Source organism: Paenibacillus luteus (assembly GCF_006542765.1).
Taxonomy (GTDB): Bacteria; Bacillota; Bacilli; order Paenibacillales; family Paenibacillaceae; genus Pristimantibacillus; species Pristimantibacillus luteus.
In genome coordinates this window covers 308,694-327,439 of sequence record NZ_SKCD01000022.1, presented here as the reverse complement: position 1 = coordinate 327,439, position 18,746 = coordinate 308,694, and the positions used below count along the sequence as shown (strand labels likewise).

Annotated in this window: 14 protein-coding genes; 10 read left to right on the top strand and 4 right to left on the bottom strand. The window is 43.8% G+C overall.

Going from position 1 to position 18,746, the window contains the following annotated elements; translation table 11 throughout:
- Positions 1–85 precede the first annotated feature (85 nt).
- Entirely contained in the window at positions 86–1,792 is a 1,707-nt protein-coding gene (locus E0496_RS18020; protein WP_241674855.1) for an RICIN domain-containing protein, read from the bottom strand.
- A 285-nt stretch (positions 1,793–2,077) separates the two neighbouring features.
- Between E0496_RS18020 and E0496_RS18015 the strand changes: the two genes are divergently transcribed.
- The 7 genes from E0496_RS18015 (at position 2,078) to E0496_RS17985 (ending at position 11,063) form a co-directional block, all read left to right on the top strand.
- Positions 2,078–2,872, top strand: coding sequence for an alpha/beta hydrolase (locus tag E0496_RS18015; protein ID WP_141503140.1), 795 nt, complete (start codon positions 2,078–2,080; stop codon positions 2,870–2,872).
- A 397-nt stretch (positions 2,873–3,269) separates the two neighbouring features.
- Positions 3,270–4,250, top strand: coding sequence for an ABC transporter permease (locus E0496_RS18010; RefSeq protein WP_141503139.1), 981 nt, complete (start codon positions 3,270–3,272; stop codon positions 4,248–4,250).
- A gap of 14 nt (positions 4,251–4,264) precedes the next feature.
- On the top strand, positions 4,265–5,179 hold the full coding sequence (locus E0496_RS18005; RefSeq protein WP_141503138.1) for a carbohydrate ABC transporter permease: 915 nt from the start codon (positions 4,265–4,267) through the stop codon (positions 5,177–5,179).
- 62 nt (positions 5,180–5,241) lie between these two features.
- The gene (locus E0496_RS18000) at positions 5,242–6,840 is read left to right on the top strand and encodes an ABC transporter substrate-binding protein (RefSeq protein ID WP_139997235.1); all 1,599 of its coding nucleotides are present in this window, start codon (positions 5,242–5,244) and stop codon (positions 6,838–6,840) included.
- Between the two features lie 80 nt (positions 6,841–6,920).
- Entirely contained in the window at positions 6,921–8,657 is a 1,737-nt protein-coding gene (locus tag E0496_RS17995; protein ID WP_139997236.1) for a histidine kinase, read from the top strand.
- A 2-nt stretch (positions 8,658–8,659) separates the two neighbouring features.
- The gene (locus E0496_RS17990) at positions 8,660–10,288 is read left to right on the top strand and encodes a response regulator (RefSeq protein ID WP_141503137.1); all 1,629 of its coding nucleotides are present in this window, start codon (positions 8,660–8,662) and stop codon (positions 10,286–10,288) included.
- A 220-nt stretch (positions 10,289–10,508) separates the two neighbouring features.
- Positions 10,509–11,063, top strand: a complete 555-nt coding sequence (locus tag E0496_RS17985) for a helix-turn-helix transcriptional regulator (protein WP_141503136.1) — start codon at positions 10,509–10,511, stop codon at positions 11,061–11,063.
- A 132-nt stretch (positions 11,064–11,195) separates the two neighbouring features.
- Here the strand turns inward: E0496_RS17985 and E0496_RS17980 are convergent, their stop codons facing one another.
- The 3 genes from E0496_RS17980 to E0496_RS17970 are packed head-to-tail and all read right to left on the bottom strand — an operon-like array spanning position 11,196 to position 13,821.
- Entirely contained in the window at positions 11,196–11,990 is a 795-nt protein-coding gene (locus E0496_RS17980) for an ABC transporter permease (protein ID WP_139997239.1), read from the bottom strand.
- Between the two features lie 18 nt (positions 11,991–12,008).
- A complete protein-coding gene (locus E0496_RS17975) occupies positions 12,009–12,782 on the bottom strand; it encodes an ABC transporter permease (RefSeq protein WP_206669802.1) in 774 nt (257 codons plus the stop codon).
- A gap of 28 nt (positions 12,783–12,810) precedes the next feature.
- Positions 12,811–13,821, bottom strand: a complete 1,011-nt coding sequence (locus E0496_RS17970) for an ABC transporter ATP-binding protein (RefSeq protein ID WP_141503134.1) — start codon at positions 13,819–13,821, stop codon at positions 12,811–12,813.
- 219 nt (positions 13,822–14,040) lie between these two features.
- Between E0496_RS17970 and E0496_RS17965 the strand changes: the two genes are divergently transcribed.
- From E0496_RS17965 to E0496_RS17955, 3 genes are all read left to right on the top strand, one after another.
- Complete coding sequence (locus tag E0496_RS17965; protein WP_206669801.1) at positions 14,041–15,876, top strand: ABC transporter ATP-binding protein; 1,836 nt, start codon at positions 14,041–14,043, stop codon at positions 15,874–15,876.
- Positions 15,866–17,683, top strand: a complete 1,818-nt coding sequence (locus E0496_RS17960) for an ABC transporter ATP-binding protein (protein WP_141503132.1) — start codon at positions 15,866–15,868, stop codon at positions 17,681–17,683. The genes E0496_RS17965 and E0496_RS17960 overlap by 11 nt, the downstream gene beginning before the upstream one ends.
- An 80-nt stretch (positions 17,684–17,763) precedes the next feature.
- Entirely contained in the window at positions 17,764–18,396 is a 633-nt protein-coding gene (locus E0496_RS17955) for a hypothetical protein (protein WP_141503131.1), read from the top strand.
- Positions 18,397–18,746 lie beyond the last annotated feature (350 nt).

The following is an 18,746-nucleotide window of genomic DNA, read 5'->3' as shown; positions in this document are numbered from 1 at the left end:
GTTCAATCTGTTGTGCTAACCAAACTAAAAGAAGGTGCCCTGAAAGCCATAGGCTTCTTGGGCACCTTCTTTAAAACATTTCCTGCTAGTTAATCTGTACCAGTTGCCATTGTTGATTGAGATCGCCGCGGTAAACGTTTTGCTGAATATTCGCGCCATCAGCCGAGGAGGAGCTGGTCACCTCTACCGCTTTATTGCTATTTACGTTCAAGATGCTCCAATAACCGTTGCTGAGCTTGATCAAACGGAACTGCTGCGCGGTATTTGAGAGATCCTGCATAAGCTGAATCGCTTCTCCGTTGTTTTTTGTTCCGTTACGAACATCCATGACTTTGTTATCGGATGAGCTTACGCTTCGCAATTTGTAATAGTTGTTAAAGGTGCCTTGATCCGTGACGATCCAGCGCTGAGCTGTCGTATTATTGTCTGCCCGCTGTTGAAGCTGCAATGCGTTAGTATTTTGGCCGCCTGGAACCTCGAGTATTTTACCCGAAGCACGGTTGACGAGCTTATAAGTTGCGCCATTCGTGACCCCATTCCATATCCCATTCCAAGGATTAAACTGCGCACGTTCATAGTACCATTCAAATATAAATCGGGCCATGCCGTCCCGGGCAGTATTGCCATCGTACATCAAACCGCCTGTCGGATCTGCGAATGAACTTCTCGTGCCTGGATTCAACAAGAATCCGTTCATATGGACGGCAATGCTCACATTGCCTGCTGCCGTGAAGATCGCCTTGGTATTTTTGCCGAAGCCTGCGTTCGAGCCATTAAACAGATCCCAATAGGCAGAGTCTCCCGGCTGGGTCTTGAACCAGGTGGTCTCCGTAATATTAATTGGATAACTATCGGCGCAAGGCTTAATATTGGTGTCCCATTGCTGCTGCAAAGGATTGTAATCATCATAAGCGCCATAACCCGGATACCAGTGTACGGAATAACCTATATTGTTCAGTGGATCTGTCAGCGGATAGGCTGCGCATAGCTGATAGTATTGATCCCAACCAAGACCCGATGCCCAGATGACGTTATCCGCGCCTTTGCCGCGAATGGTGGAGATCATGGAGTTTTGGAAATTTTTGAGCGAGTTCCAGTATGCAACGAAATTGGATTGGGAGGGGTGGCCGCCCCAAACCCCGTTGACATCAGATAGTACGGGCTCGTTAATAAGCTCGAACATGACATTGTCTGCACTCTTGATGTCTGGCTGATCAGCAAGGTAACCCCAAATCTGATTAAACTTGGCGAGGTTGGCAGGAGTTGTTGCCTTGTTGTCGCTTAAAGTGAAATCTAGGCCGAGGGTGACATACAGGCCCTTGGTCTTGGCATAGTTGATATAAGGAATGATGACGTTCTGAGTAACGGCCTGCAGGCCGGCAAAATTGTACGTTCCTGCGGCAACGTCGCCCATGTCCTCCCGATCAATGAATAGACGTACCTGATTCATATACCACCCATGGCTATTACCGTATTTGGCCGAGGTGCTCGTAAAGGTATCCGTGATATCCTTCAAATACGCCAAGATCGCCGCATGTCGATTCCCGCCATTTTGATTCAGGTAGTAATTGCTGTTCTGGTACGTCCAGTAAGCGCCAGATGGCTGGTGCCAGCCGCTTAGCAACACGGGCTGGCCGCTGCTGTTCACCAATTGCTTGCCGTTTACATGGAGCTTGGACATCGGCATGCCTACCCACGCTTCTGCTTTCTTGCCGCTTAGCAGCAATGGCGAAATCACTAGCGCCATAAGCAGGAGAAGCTTCATTGCCAAACTGACTTTCTTTTTCATCATTAATACTCATCTCCTTTTTTTGTTCTATATATGTGAATTCATGGTAGTACAAGGGAAGCGGGAAGAGGTTGTTGTATGCAAAATAATTTGTATGCGCTTACAAAACTGAGTTTACTATTTGGGAGATACCGACGACAACCTGTCTAATTATGGTTCTGGAGCCCTCCTAACTCTCACTTTACGGTACCGGCGAGTAGTAGTGTTTGACAGGTTGTTTGTTCAGGTTGGAAAGTTTATACTCTGTGGCAGTTAAGTTGTTGTAAACAGAAAGGAGAAGGAAATAGGATGAATCCAATTAACTACGATTGTTTAAGACACGCTGTTCCGAAGGGGTATGACCAGTATAGGGAAGATATTGCCCACGGTAAAATGGAGACGGTTGAATATATTTCTAAGACAGTAGGGTGCAAGCGCAAAACGATGATTTACATCCCTCCAGGTTACCCGGATGGTCAAGGGGAATATAACGTTCTTTATTTATTGCACGGTATCGGGGGGGACGAGGAGGAATGGTACAAACATGCGAGGCCGCAAGTGATTCTTGATAATTTGTATGCAGACAACAAGCTTGCGCGCATGATCGTGGTCCTGCCTAACGGCCGTGCCATGCAGAATGACCGGGCGGAGGGCAACTTATTCGATGCGGATAAATTAAAGGCGTTTGAGGATTTCGAATCCGATTTGCTTTATGATCTCATCCCTTATGTGGAATCCAACTATAGGGTTCTGGCAAGGAGAGAGAACCGTGCTCTAGCCGGTTTATCGATGGGAGGAGGACAATCGCTGAATATCGGATTAGGCAATCTTAATCATTTTGCATGGATTGGCGGTTTTTCCTCTGCGCCAAACACGAAGGAGCCCGAGCTGCTTGTCCCGAATCCGAAAGATGCGTCGGCTAAGCTGAGTTTGCTCTGGTTGTCATGCGGACTTCTGGACAATCTTAAGCATGTTAGCGACCGGACGCATGCCTATTTGGAGACGAACCATGTGCCCCATATTTGGTACGAGGAAAGTGGCGGCCACGATTGGCCGGTTTGGAAAAATGATTTATACCATTTTTCCCAACTCCTTTTTAAATAACCTGTCTAGCGATTGATTCCTCAGAGGTAAATGAGTGAAATAAAAACCATGGTATCATGGCAATTTGAATTCTCAACAACCGGAGCATCACCTTATCGAGGTGATGCTTTTGTGATGTTTTATTCCCCTTTTGTTCGAGCTCAAAGGGAGTTATGTCATGTATCGCTCGTCTCCATGCGCGCATCGTTCAATTGGTGAACGTTTATCCGAAGGAGGGGCCAAGCCACCTTTGCAGCTAGGTTACCTGCGTATGGCGAAATCTGTGCGTAGAAGAGTATCTGGACATCAGGCTAAGAGGTAACTTTCTAATAAATGAGATCACCTGGGATAGAGAATTCCTAATTCTAACTTCATTATAATAAATCTATCCTATTTCAATAGAGTGAGGTTAACTGCTATGTCCATTCCAACATCAGTAAATGATTCAACTGAGCCAGCACGTTCACAGCGACAGAGGGGCTATGCCCGTTTGCTGCGAAACATTGTGAAATACCGCGTGCTGCTGCTTATGCTGCTGCCAACAAGCATCGTTTTTTTCATTAATTGTTATATCCCCATGTTTGGCGTTTTCATTGCTTTCAAGAACATTAACTACGTCGACGGAATTTTGGGCAGTCCGTGGGCGGGGCTCGACAATTTCCGTTTTCTCTTCGCTACTTCCGATGCGTGGCGAGTAACAATTAATACGGTTGCCTACAATGTTGTCTTTATTGTGACTGGTCTTCTTCTCTCCGTTGCGATTGCCATTGCCGTAAATGAGGTTCGTGCCAAGCTGGCATCGCGACTCTATCAGACGGTGATGATCATGCCGAATTTTTTGTCCATGGTTGTCGTCAGCTATATCGTATACGCCTTTTTACACCCTGAATACGGTTTTCTGGTCAAATACGTGTTGCCGTTGTTCGGACACTCTTCGGTTAATGCTTATATGCACTCGGAGGCTTGGCCTTATATTCTGTGGTTGACGAAAATGTGGCACTCCGTTGGCATTGGCAGCGTCATTTACTTGGCGGCAATAACTGGAATCAGCGAAGAGCTGTACGAAGCAGCGGTCATGGACGGAGCCAGCAAATGGCAGCAGATCATCCGAATTACGATTCCGCTCCTGACTCCTGTGATGGTCATTCTGACGATATTAAATTTGGGGGGCTTATTCCGCTCTGACTTCGGGTTATTTTATCATGTTACGCTCGATTCCGGCGCGTTGCGCTCTACGACGGATGTCATCGATACGTATGTTTATAGAGGCCTGATTCAGCTCAATGACTTGGGAATGGCCTCCGCAGCGAATTTCTACCAATCGGTAGTTGGATTTTTCCTTGTCATTGGAGCAAATAGTCTGGCTCGCAAGCTTAATCGCGACACGGCACTTTTCTAGAATGGAGAATCAATATGAACAAAGCAACGAGCGTTAAACCGTATCAGAAGGTATCTAAGCTGGCCGCACTATTGCTTCATACTATTTTTATCGCTTTCAGTCTCGCCTGCATTTTGCCGATCTTGCTGATCGTCGCCATCTCATTTTCAAATGAAAAGCTCCTAACGCTAAAAGGCTACAAGTTCTGGCCTGACGAAATCGATGGATCTGCATACCACCATCTATTTGCCAATTCGTCGACTCTTATGAAAGCCTATGGGGTTAGCTTATCTGTAACCTTTATTGGGACCTTGCTGGCGGTATTGTTAATTGCGTTATATGCGTACCCGATCTTTCGCAAGGATTTTCCGTTTAAGAAAATATTTAATATCTATCTTCTGATTACGATGCTGTTCTCTGGAGGGCTGGTCCCTTTCTATCTGTTGTACGTCAACTATTTGGATCTGAAGGACACTTATGTCGCGCTTATCCTTCCAGGCCTTTCGAACGCATTTTATATCTTCATTGCCCGTACATTCTTCCAGCAAACCATACCGGAAGAGATGATTGAATCGGGTAAGCTCGACGGAGCATCGGAGTGGCGAATTTTTTTTCAGCTCGTTCTTCCTATTTCGCTTCCGGTACTGGCAACAATCGGATTGTTTACGACGCTAATGTATTGGAACGATTGGTTCAATTCCTTGTTGTTCATTAATGACAGCGAAAAGTTCTCGTTGCAGTACGTCATGATTCAAATGATTCGCCAAGCGGAGTTTTTCAAAAATCAATTAGCGGGCAGCGGAGTAGCTCTGCTAGTGCAGCAATCAGTACCGACAGAAAGCTTACGGATGGCGATGGTAGTCGTCTCCATTGGTCCCATTCTGTTTGTCTATCCTTTCTTTCAGAAGTACTTTACCAAGGGACTTACCATTGGAGCCATCAAAGGTTAATTCGTCTAGCTCTGGCTTAACGGCCGGTTAGAATATATGAAAATTTATAGGGGGTTAAAGAAATGAAGGTAACGAAAGGTTTGGGCAAAACGCTTGTTGGGCTAACGGCGGCCATGCTTGTCATGTCAGGCTGCAGCACAAATTCAGGATCATCCGGTTCACCTAATGCAGAACCGCTGTCAACAAGCAAGCCATCCGAGGAAATCGGATCAAGCACAAGCAATCCCGATACATCGACCTACCGCAAGCTCAAAGTCTATACGGTAGGCAATTTTCCACAAAACGACTCCAAGGCAGTTGTTGCAGAAATCAATAAATACTTGAAAGAGAAAATTAATGCGGAGATCGACTTCCAAGGACTGCCCTGGTCCTCCTGGTCTGAGAAGATGGCGCTGGCCTATCAGTCCGGAGAGCAAGTAGACTTGACTTTTGCTCCGAACTGGGCAGATTTTTCCAACAATGTAACCAAAGGGGCGTTTCTCCCGCTAGATGATTTGTTAACCGAATACGGGCAAGGAATAATGGAGACTTTAGATCCTCGTTTTCTCGATGGGGGCAGAGTAAATGGGAAAATTTACGCGATCCCAACTAACAAAGAAATCGGCGAGAGCCACACGATTATGTTTCGGAAAGATCTTATTGATAAATACGGATTTGATATCAACTCTATCCAAACACTGGAAGACCTAGAGCCGTGGCTTCAAACCATTAAGGATAAGGAACCCGGCCTTGCACCTATCTGGCTCTCAGGCAGTGGTTCTGATACGCTGAGCTACTTCGACAAAACAAAGCCGAGCATGGAAGAAAACTTCCGTTACGAGCTGGTGGCCGGAGCGCCTGCCGGTATTGTATTGGATACTAAGACAGATAAGATGATCATCAGCACGTTGGAATCCGATGCGACTATTTATAGGTTGAGGCTCTACAGCGAATGGTTCAAAAAGGGATTCATCAATCAGGATGCCGCGACGACCAAAACGAGCGCCGAAGATGCATTTAAGGCCGGCAAAACGTGGATGAAATTCGGTTCCGATAAACCGGATTCTGACAAGGAAGATTCCAGCGCGACGGGTATCGAACTAGTCAAGCTGAAGGGGAATGATCCTGAAATCAGTACAGCAAGCGTCAGCAACTCCATGATGGCAATCGGCCGCACATCTGTCGATCCGGAGCGCACAATGATGCTTCTAAACCTTCTTCATACCGACAAAAATCTGGTCAACCTGATCGATTTCGGTGTGGAAGGACGGCAATATGTCAAGGTAGAGGGCAAGGATAATTTCATTAAGCTGCAAGATGGCGTCTCTACCCGTGCGGATACGGGGTGGGCTCCGGGTATTGAGTGGATGTTTGGGAATCAGACGCTCACTTATTTGTGGGAAGGCGAAAGCCCTGACAAATGGGAGAAGTTCAAAGCCTATAACGAAAAAGCTCATAAAGTAAAATCGTTTGGCTTCAGCTTCAACACGGACGCTGTCAAAACAGAGGTGTCCGTCGTCAGCAATATTATTAAGGAGTATCGTCCGCTGCTTGAAACGGGAAGTTTGGATGCCGACAAGGTACTGGCAGAATACAATGAAAAGCTAAAGGCCAACGGTATTGAGAAGATCCGAACCGAAGCTCAGAAACAGTACGATGAGTGGAAGGCAAATCAACCATAAGCAGGCAGGGGAAGGACCGAATCGGTCTTTCCCCTTTCGTGCCGCATGGGTACTAATAAACTAGGCAAAGGAGAGGAAATGTGAGACTTTCGTTGCAATTTAAAGTAAGCGCTCTCGTCCTGTTATTAGTAGCGCCACTTTTTTTCTTCCTTTATTACACCAATATCTACTCTACAAATATCGTTCGCGAGAAAGTAGCAAAATCCGCGTCGGATACGTTGACCCTTCACTTAGGCGCTCTTGATGAGCTACTGGAGCAGACCAGTACTTATTTGCTGCGAACGGCAAACGAAAGCATGCTGCTTGAGCTATATTCGGAAAGCGACCCGGAAAGTGTTAACTATTATTTATCGATCAGAAAATTAATGGATCAGTGGTATAGCGACGTTAGCTACTACTCAATTATTCGCAGTGTGTTCGTATATCATCTTAGCCGGGACGAGTTATTTCTAAGCAGTCAGAAGGAGTATTACGAGGAGAAGGAGGCTATTCGCAACGGACTGTCTTCCCGGCTGAAGAAATTCAAGCTTCCGACATCCTTGAAGTGGGAAATCATTAATGTCGGCGGCCAGCCAGTCCTATTTAAGGCATTACCTGATAAAAGCGGAAGGCTGCTGGTCGGCGTGCTGGTCAGCATTGACTCCTTAGCCCAGCCTCTAATCCGTTTGGAGTCAGTAGAGAGCGACGAGAAGATTGGCATTATTTCCAAAGAGGGTCATCTATTGTGGGGGCAATTCTCCAATGAGGATCTTGTCCGCATCCGCAGGCATTTGAACGATCAATCGAATCACACGAGCGCTTCTATTCAACTTAGTGACGGCAGCAGCTATTTGTTCGTAGGCAAACCGTCTCTTTTCTCAGATCTCAATGTGTTCATTTTATTGGACGAAAAATTGCTGCTCGACGAGCTGCCTCTGTTTCAACGAGTAATTAAGGTTATTCCGATAGCTGTTGTCGTCATTCTAGTTATTCTGTTCTTTCTATTAAGCAGGCTAGTATTTAAGCCCATTCAGCAGTTGGCAAGCGGGATGCGTATACTGGGCAAGGGACAATTGGATTTTCGTTTAAAGGAAGAGAAATCCAAGGAGTTTCAACTGATTACACAACAGTTCAATCGAATGGCTGAACAAATCGGGGATTTAAAGATCTACGTATATGAAGAGCAAATGAAAGTGCAGCAAGCCGAGCTTAAGCATCTTCAGGCTCAGATTAATCCTCATTTTTTCATGAATTCCTTAAATATTGTTTTCCATCTAGTAGAGCTTCAGAAGTATTCGCTTATTAAGAAGATGATCAGCCACCTGGTCTCCTATTTCAGGTTCATCATGAGCACCAACGATGCGTGGATTGCGCTTGTCAGCGAATTTAATCATATCCGAAACTACATGGAAATCCAAATGGTTATGTACCCGGGCAAACTTAGTTTTCACGAACGGCTGCCCAAGGAACTTGAGAGCGTCCTAGTGCCGCCATTGCTTGTACAACCATTCGTGGAGAATGCCATTAAGCATGGATTTATTAATAATGCAAAGCATTTTGAAGTCAGCATCACGGTAAGTGAAGAAACTAGTGACGATGGGCATTTATATATGGCTGTTCAAATTTGCGATACCGGACCGGGATTCTCCGAGCAGCAGCTGGTCATGCTTAACCTCGGATTATATGAAAAAGAGCCGACAGACCGTCAATTGGGGATATGGAATGTGCGCAGACGCTTAATTATGTTCTATGATGAACGCGCGAAAATAACCTTCCGCAATGATCCTCGGGGCGGCGGAATGGTGAATATCAAATTGCCTATGCAGAGGAGGCTTTGATCATGGGGATGTACAGAATCTTAATTGTTGATGACCAATACTTTGCCTTGCTTGGTTTGCAGCAAGGTGTGAATTGGAGCGTGCTGGGCGTTACGCACATTAGCTTGGCGGAGAACGTGGAACAAGCGTTGAAGGTTCTGAGAAGCACTACTGTCGATTTGCTAATTTGCGATATCGAAATGCCGGGCAGCAGTGGTTTGGACTTGTTGGCCTGGGTGGAGCAGCACTCGCCGGACACTTTCACGATTATGCTTACTTGTCATGCAGACTTTGAGTACGCGCAGCGCGCCATCCATCATGGGGCGTTCCATTATTTGCTGAAGCCCGTCGATTATGAGCAATTGAAGAAAGTGGCGGGTGATGCTCTTGCAGAGGCAGGCAAGCAAAAAGAACAAAAAAAGTTTGAAACTCTGTTGCAGGATTATCGAAGGAAATGGGAACATCAGCTGCCTATATTGGTTGAACGCTTCTGGCAGGACATGATTAGTCAACGGGCATCACTGCTCCTAGATTCGTTGCAAAGGTCCGCACAAACTTGTGGCTTGTCTATCAAGCCTGGTGATCGATATATTCTGGTTCTCCTTGGACTCGAGCAATGGAAAGATAATCTAAGCGCGCGGGATGAAGCCATTATGGAGTACGCGCTTCGCAATTTAGCCGGGGAACTGCTTCTGCTAGAGCTGGAAGGTGTCGTATTTCAGGATCATACGGGTCTCAATCTAGCGATCATCTATGCGAAGAATGAAGAGATTTCGATTAGCGACGTGCTTAATTACAATTGCCGTCAGTTTCTGAACGAGTGCGAACGGCTCCTTCATTGCTCCTTATCCATTTATATCAGCCCGACAGTATTATTACCGGAGATCGTTAGCGCCTACACTTATGTGACGGAGAGAGAGCAGCACAACTTAACCCGCTCCCGGCAAGTGTTCATGCCTGTCTCTACTCCTTCTGAAAAAACCATGGATCAATTGCAGGCAGCAGCTCCTCTAAGCTTGTTTGCGGAGTGGTCGACGATCATGGAACTTGGTGAGCTAGAGGAGTTGGATCGCCGTGTTAAGCAATGGTTTTGGAATAGTGAAGGAAATACATGGACGAAGGAATCCCATCATCAATTTATCCATGGTATTCTATTCATTATTCACACCCTTTTGGCCCAAAAGGGCTTATCGATCCACAAGTCGGCGGAATTAAAGAGCTTGACAGATAAGGAAAGCTATCCGAAACACTCAGATGCCCTTCAACATTGGACGCGATGCTGCCTGAGGGCAACCATACGACTTCTCACGGTAAGCAACAAAGTATCTTCTGCTGTGGTTACCAAGATTAGACATTACATTCGTTCACGATTGGATCAGGAGATTACCCGGGAGGATTTGGCTGCCCATGTCTATTTGAACCCGGCGTATCTATCCAGACTTTTCAAAAAGGAGACGGGGTTATCTTTGTCGGATGCCATGATTCAGGAACGGATCCTTGAGGCCAAACGATTGCTGGAAGAAACCGAATATAAGATTACAGACATTGCAGAGCATGTAGGCTATACCAGCTTAGGAAGTTTTTCGAACTTGTTCAAAAGAGTTGTCAGTGTAACGCCGCAGCAATATCGGGCACGGAAAAAACGAGATTAATTGATCACTTGGTGGAAGACTCTAGTATGGCTGTATTTTCTGAGAAACTAGGCGTGATTCTTATTCTTCACTATACGAAGATTTGTGATTCGAAGCATAATTGCAACCTAGAGTTGCAAAGGATGCATTGTCCATTCTCTTTACACTTGCTTTAGGTTTTATTTTTAATGTGATAGCATTGACGTGTATTTAAATACTCTTTGTTGGAGGTGAAACTTGATTGCTCGAAAATGATAAAATTGGAATGAACATATCGAGACTACGGCGTGGCTTGCAGTTGACGCAGGTGGAAATTTCAACATTATTGGGGGTTAGTCATCAAGCTGTTTCAAAGTGGGAAAACGGGGGCTGTTTGCCTGATATTGAAATGTTACTTAGGCTGGGAAAGATTTTTAATCAATCCGTTGAAGAGCTTCTTCTGAGTGAGAGGGTGGCAGATCATGTATTTCCTGGCGGGAAAGTTGAACATGTTTATGAATCTTCAGACCGATCAAGGGTATGGGCAAAAGTTTTAGACGAAATTAGAAAAAAGATTTCTTCTCCCAGCTTCAATGCATGGTTAAGAAATACGAATGCAGAGTACGTTGAGGAAACGTTCCTTATCTATAGCCCGAACAGCTCCACCTCAGAATGGCTTTACCATCGATATTCCCCGCTCATACTAAAGACGCTTAAGGAAATAACGGGTGAGTCAGACTTCAAGTTGGAATTTCGATCTAGGGATACAAACGATGGAGGAAATGGATTTTTCGAAGTGGAGCCTCTTAAAACTTAGAAAAGAGGTAGGTTTTAAACTAAGGGGGAATTTTTGTTCAATGAAGCTGTGGCAGTCTTAGACTATATTTTCTAGTCCAAGGCTGCCATAGCATTTTACTCTACGATAGGTACGCTTACGAACGGCAAATAGTTATCCGCCCGCTCCCTGATACTTGTTTGCGCCATACATCCAAAAGCGGTAGCCTAGTCCATAAATCAGCGGACCCGCGAGCGGGACCAGCCACTTGGCCCAATGCGGAATTAGCGATGTTTCGTACGACAAAAGAAAGGCTGCAGGATAGAAATTGACAAAAGCGAGTGGAACCCCAACGGTCAAGAGCAGCTGAACCACGGTTCCGAATATGGGAAGAGGATAGGATATGAATTCCTTTAATTGGAAAAATAATGAAAACAAGTATCCTGTCCTCACCCATACGAAGGTGGTCGCGCCAATAGCAGTGAGCAATCCAGCATGAATCATTGCACCGCTGATTAAAGCAAGCAGCAAATAGACATAATCTGTCCATGACCACTGTAAATTTAATTGAGCGATAGCCCAAATTAATACAGTTCCGGAAATACTGATATGGGCGACGTATGCCAGGTTAAAACCGCGACTAATCAGGTATAAGTAGGGGTTGACAGGTTTAATGAGCAGCGTATCGAAGGTGCCTTCCCGAACTTGACCTTCCAGACCCGACATCTGCACGAAAGAAAAGGATGCGCCAAGCGCATATGTAAATAATCCAATGCTATAAAGCAAAGCAATTTCAGGCCAGTTCCAGCCAGCAATCGAGTTGAATTGCTTCATGAACAGCCAGATGACAATATAGTCGCCTGCATAGGAAATGATTTGAGCGAAGGCAGAAAGTACAAAATCAGCTCGGTATTCCATTTTCTCTTTCAATAATAATCGAACCAGCTTACTGAAGAGTAATAAAGTCATAGTACGCCTCCTTTCTTATTAGCCTCCTTGAACGATTAATCGCCGAACGGCTTTGCCCCACAGCCAATGGGCAACAACAAGCAACAAGATGATCCATATCAAGCCTAACGCGATGGTTCTCCATAATTCTGCCTCGTTCAGATTACCGAGATAAATCGCCGCAGGTACGTAGCCTAGATATTGGAATGGCAACAACTTGGCGACCGCTGCCCAAGAAGGGGAATAGAACCACAAGGGCAGAAACGAACCGCTGAAAATGGTAATTAAGCCGCCGAGCGTCCAACTGAGAGCAAAATGGCTTAAGAACCAGAAGGCCAGAAGAGAAACAAGATAACCAAGTAGAAAAGAAAGAATTAAAGCCATTAGCAGAGCCCCTAGAAAAGCAATGAAATGTATCGTGGAAGCTGGAGGAAGCATTCCGAACAAAATCCATGCAAGAATCAGAGAGGGGATAACTGTGAAAATGAACTGATAAAGCGATTGTCCAAGCCCATCAAAAAGCAGATATAAAGGATAGGAGAGCGGTTTGATTAGCTCTGATGCAATACTGCCGGATTTAAGACTGCCGTCAACCTTACTGCTAACCCGGTTTAGCAAAAGAGCAAAAAGGAGGGTGTTTAGTATACTATATGTAATCATTTGCTCGACTGTCGTACTGGCTGAACCGCCGTTACCGATAACGGCCCTCCAAATCTCGACTTGGATGAGTATTGCAAAATAGTTTCCGAGCAGACGAAGCCATACTTCGGAACGAAATGCTAACTGGTTAACAAAGGCCTTTAACGTAAACATGAAATAGGTCGACATTGTCTGCTCCTTTTCATCCGATTTTGCTGATCGGTTGTTCCTCACTAGCTAGTTGAAGATACAGCTTGCGTATGACGGATTCGATATCCAGACTTTCAATAGAGGCGTCTTCTACAGGGTATTGGGAGGCAATCCGGCTGACGTGTTCAAATACGGTTGATTCACCTCGCGGTACTAAAAAGGTTTTGCGTATTCCCTCGTCCTGAAGCAGCGTAATGCCAGGGATATCGAGCAGCCCGGGATCAACTCGGAAATCGATGATAACTTTCCTTTCACTTCCCAGCTTAGCTCGTAAATCTTCTACAGAGCCATCGTAGACTAGGCTTCCTTTGTTAACGACAAGCATACGTGGGCAAATTTCTTCAATATCTTTCATGTCATGGGTAGTTAATACAATCGTAACTTTACGCTCACGATTTACAGTGCGAAGAAAGCGCCGAATTTGATCCTTGGCCATGACATCTAGACCGATCGTTGGTTCATCGAGAAATAGTATTTTGGGCTCATGAAGTAGCGCCATGGCGATCTCAACTCGCATACGTTGCCCCAAGCTAAGCTGTCTTACAGGCTTCTGCACAAATTCATGGATGGAGAGCAGGCTCATGCAAAGCTCCAGATTTTTACGAAATGCAGAATCCGGTATTTTATAGATGTATTTGTGAAGATCAAAGGAATCTGTGACGGGAAGGTCCCACCATAATTGACTTCGTTGTCCAAAAACGACCCCGATTTGCTGTGCATTCGCTTTTCTTGCTTCATGCGGTACTACGCCGAGTACTTTAATGTCTCCATTCGTTGGGACCAGGATGCCTGTCATCATTTTAATCATTGTAGATTTACCTGCACCATTTGGCCCCAGATAACCAACGGCTTCTCCTTCGTTGATCGTAAATGACATATTGTTAACAGCATCTTCTTCTGTATATTGCCTTGTAAATAGACTTCTAACGGACCCGATCAGTCCAGGAAATCGTCGGTATTGCCGATACGTCTTCGTAATTCCGTTAACGGCTATTATACTCACATCGTCACCTGCCTTTAGAATTTATCGCTACGTCGATCATTTACAATTTAACCATCTTAAGGGAATTTGGGGGTAAATACAATAGATTGTAAAAAAATCTATAATTTGACGGGTAAATGATCAGCTAATTAACAGGTTGTTTCCAATTTCACTATGTAGTAAATTTTGAGTTACTAATTATTGGAGGAAGAAAAGACCTTGGAGAAGATTAAACTGACAATGCAACATATTAAAGTCATTATTGCCAATAACTTATTTGTGTTCAGATTGGCTTGGAGTATGCATCCACAGAGAGTGCTGGCGGATTTTGCAGTTCAAGCCGGAAGACAGCTTGCTAATGTATTTTTTTCCGTATATTTCATGAAATACATCATTGAATCGATATCAATCGAAAGGGAGTTTCAGCAAGTTGTCTATTTCATAATTATGACGCTGGTGTTGATATTCGCTTTAATCTTACTGGACAATTGGTATGAATACCGCTTCAGACCCTTAAGTGATCTCAAGCTGTATGAGAAGCTGTATCTTATTCTTTTTCGGAAGGCTGCATCCGTAGAATTGAAATGCTTTGAGGATCATGAATTTTATAATAAATATACAAAAGCCATTCAAGAAGCCGATCAAAGAGTCAGCGCTGTTCTTGAAAATCTCTCCAGAGTGATATTCGTCTCGCTCGCAACGATTAGCATATTTGCCGTGATGTACGCCATTGACCCGTGGGTGGTATGGTTTGCTTTATTTCCAATTGTTGGGAACTTTTATTTTGGAAAAAAGCTTAACCGAATTCAGTTCCAGCAAAATAATGAGCGGGTACCCTACCAACGAAAAATGGATTATGTCAACCGGGTCATCTATTTATCCCACTTTGCCAAGGAAATCCGACTGTCCCGCATATTTTCAGTTCTGAGAAACACTTATATAGAAGGCTATGACGGTGCCATTTCGGTCGTTCATAAGTATCGAGTCAAAGCAGGAGTTGTTTCCTTTTTCAAGATATTTACAACCTTCACGCTAATATTCCAAGGGGTGCTGTTGTATGGAGCTTATTTGGCTATTGTCAAGCAGTCGATTTCTATCAGTTCTTTTATCGTTCTGGGAAGCGCAATGGTCGGCGGTGCGTGGTCGCTCATCCGATTGTCTGATAGTTTTGTAGAAATCAATAAAAACGGCATTTACATCGAAAATTTAAAAACTTTTTTAAGCTACGTTTCTGAAATCCAGGAGCATTCCGATTCAGTCAAATTAATTGCGCCGCCAATTCAACAATTATCATTTCGGCATATTTATTTTACTTATGATGGCGCAGAAGAGGCCACTATTCGCGATATTACAATAGAAGTTAATAAAAATGAGAAAATTGCTCTAGTCGGGCATAATGGCGCCGGCAAATCAACGTTAATCAAGCTCATGATGCGATTGTACGATCCTACTGAGGGCGAAATATTATGGAATGGCCAAAATATTAAAGAGTTTGATCTCCTGTCATATCGCTCAATGTTTGGAACCATATTTCAGGATTTCAAGATCTTTTCGATGACGATTGCAGAGAATGTGCTTATGCGTGACTTGGTATCCGAAGCAGACCGTCAGCTCGTTATAAGTGCGCTCCAGAAAAGCAGAGTATACGATAAGGTAGCCTCGTTGCCAAAGGGAATAGATACGATGCTTACGAAAGAGTTTGATGATCAAGGAGTTGTTTTATCGGGCGGCGAGTTTCAAAAAATTGCGATAGCGCGCATTTTTGCGCAACAGGCCGAAATTCTCGTGCTTGATGAGCCTACGAGCGCGTTGGATCCGATTGCGGAATATGAAATTTTTGAAAGTATGATGGAAGCCTGCACGGATAAAGCCGTTGTTATTATTTCTCATCGCATGTCATCAGCTATGCTGGCAGATCGCATTTATTTCATGGAGGATGGCGAAATCAGAGAGTCTGGTTCGCATATAGAATTGATGCAGCTACAGGGGAAATATGCGGAGCTATTCTTAAAGCAAGCGGAAAAGTATGTTGATCAAGAAGAGTTGGCAGGAGTGGTGAATCTGCATGAAGCCTAATAAGCATAGCTTTACTCGGGTCCTTAAAAATAATTGGTTTATTATGAAATACGGGCTGCGCTATTCCCGCAACTATATTATCTTTACATGCTTGTATGCATGCTTGCAGGAAATCGAAATTTTTATTGAGCATGTCATTTTGATTAAGTTTGTATTCGACAGCGTTCAATATGGCACTTCCTTCTCTACCGTTGCCTTCTATATCGGCCTTACGATTTTGTTTATCGCAATTTGCTTTGTGCTGGACAGCATCTATTTTCAAAGCGTTGAACCGAAAGGAAAAGAATTGCTTTATCAAAAAATAAGGATGGATCTCTACGAAAAAGCGATTAGCACCGATTTGGCCAACTATGATGATCCTGTTTATTATAATGATTATGTGTGGAGCGCCAATGATGCCCATAATCGAATTGATGCTACGATAAACAACATTAGAAAATTGTGCCGATCCGTCACGGTTATTATAACCTCTATAAGCTTTTTCTTGTTCGTTGACAAGCTTGGTTTGCTATTTGTGCTCGCGTCTTTCATTCTAACTCTAATTGTCAGCATGATCACCAATAAAATCAGGTACAAAATGAGAATGGAGCTAAACGAAAAGGATCGTAAACGAATCTATTTGAAACGGTTGTTTTATTTGGCTGATTATGCGAAGGAATTAAGGCTTTATTCCATCAAGGAGAAATTTTTTAGAGATTTCAGCGATACGCATAAAGAAATGCACGGAATTATTCAAAAGCGTTCGAAAAAGCAGTTCTGGTTAAATTTCACCTCAGAGTATTTCTTCAACGAGTTGATTTTGAGTGGCATGTACGTGACTTATGTTGTCTTTATGTCGTTAGTGAAAGGAACGCTAAGCTATGGAAGCGCAGTTACATTGTTGAATTCATCATGGCGTCTAAAAGGCAACATGCAATATATGACGACGCTCATCAGTGAGATGCAAGAGAACAGCTTATATATCGAGAAGTTAAGAAGCTTTCTGGAGCAGAAGAACACTCTGAAGGAAGTAGAAGATCCACTGCCTGTGCCGGATCAGTTTACTGGATTAAAGCTAAATGAGTTATCGTTCCAATATGGTCCATCCGGGCCGCGGATTCTTCATAACGTTAATTTCAGCATTAGGCCAGGTGAGAAAATTGCAATCGTAGGTTACAATGGTGCGGGGAAAACAACCTTAACGAAACTGATCATGCGTCTATATGATGCAAGCTCGGGAGACATTCGCTTAAACGGAATACAAATTGATCAGTTTAAGCTGGATGATTACCGTATGAAGATTAGCTCCGTTTTTCAGGATCACCAGTTGTTCGCTGCTACGCTTTCCCAAAATGTCGTCATGAATCAGTTTACATCCGGCGATTCATTTCTGGTAAGAGAAGCGCTGGAGAAAAGCGGTTTTGGCCATAAGCTGCAATCCTTGCAATTGGGGACCGATACTTCCGTCACCAAGGAGTTTGACGACGCCGGGATAGAGCTATCTGGTGGAGAGGCTCAGAAGGTAGCGATCGCAAGAGTGTTCGCCAAACCGACTCTTCTTATCCTATTAGACGAGCCCTCCAGCGCATTGGATCCTATGAGTGAATACCATTTGAATCAAGTCATGCTGGAGAAGGCAGAAGATCGACCTATCATCTTCATTTCCCATCGCTTATCGACGACCAGAATGGCGGATCGTATTCTCATGATGGAAAATGGTCAAATTATTGAGCAAGGTTCACACGAAGAGCTTATGAGAATGGACGGGAAGTACGCTCAAATGTTTAACCTTCAGGCCTCGCGCTACCGTGTGGTCGTTGGAGCTTGAAAATAATCAAGCTACAAGGAATCGGGACGATAAGAATTCCGGACGATAGACGAGTATTGTAATTGAAAGGAGAATCGAGTATGCATAGTAGAGGAATCATTCTTGAAGGTTATTCTAATGCCGGAAAGACTTCATTATTAAGAGCAATAAAGCAATATCAATCTCAAGATGAGTCTGCAGAACGAAGCGTAGTTATTTTAGGAGAACACTACTCACAGATTTTAAATCATAATCATGGGAAGTACGAGAGCCTGACTCGAGAAGAGCATATAAAAATACTTAGAGAACGAGTAGAAATGCTTAAAAAGCTTAACGAATGGGCGGTTTATTTAGGTCCTGCATCCCGAAGGGCGAGAGGTCTGTTTTATGTATTAGAAAGGTTTCACTTAAATCACAGAGCAGCTTTTTCTGATTCGGATACTTCAGAAATAATTGAAATTGAAGAACAACTTGTATCGTTGTCTGCAAAGTGCATCTTGCTTTCAATCTCACCAGAAGTAGTTGAAGATAGAATTAAAAGCCGACAACCAGAGGAATGGATGTATAAAACCAAAGAAGAAGTGCAGTCGTCAATGAATGAATTATTAAGTGTTCAGAATGAATTGAGACATCAAGCTAAACGATCGCGGGTGCCAACTTTAGAAATAAATACAGATAATAAGGACTGGAATAGCTATGTAAGAACCATCATGGAGGACAAAGACTTCGCCTAAAACAACATATTTATCTCATTTTAAATGGGAAGATGTTATTTGAAAGAATAGAAATAATTAATTTATCCTTCAATTCTTCCGTTCAACTTATCTATTTCTCCAAAACCCAGCCATAGCCAGTTCATTTGGAGCTGCTGGGTTTGGGACTATTATAGATAGACTATGCATCTGTATGGATTCCTTCTTCCAGAATCTCATTGAGTCTAAACCCATTAGTTGAACTATTACAGATGTATAAATAATAAACACGCCAGCACCGGCGTGTTTTTTGCATGCTGTCGGCAAACAAATTTCGATTTGAACCTTATATTTTGCATTAAGTAAAGAATGGGTAACATTATAAAAGATTG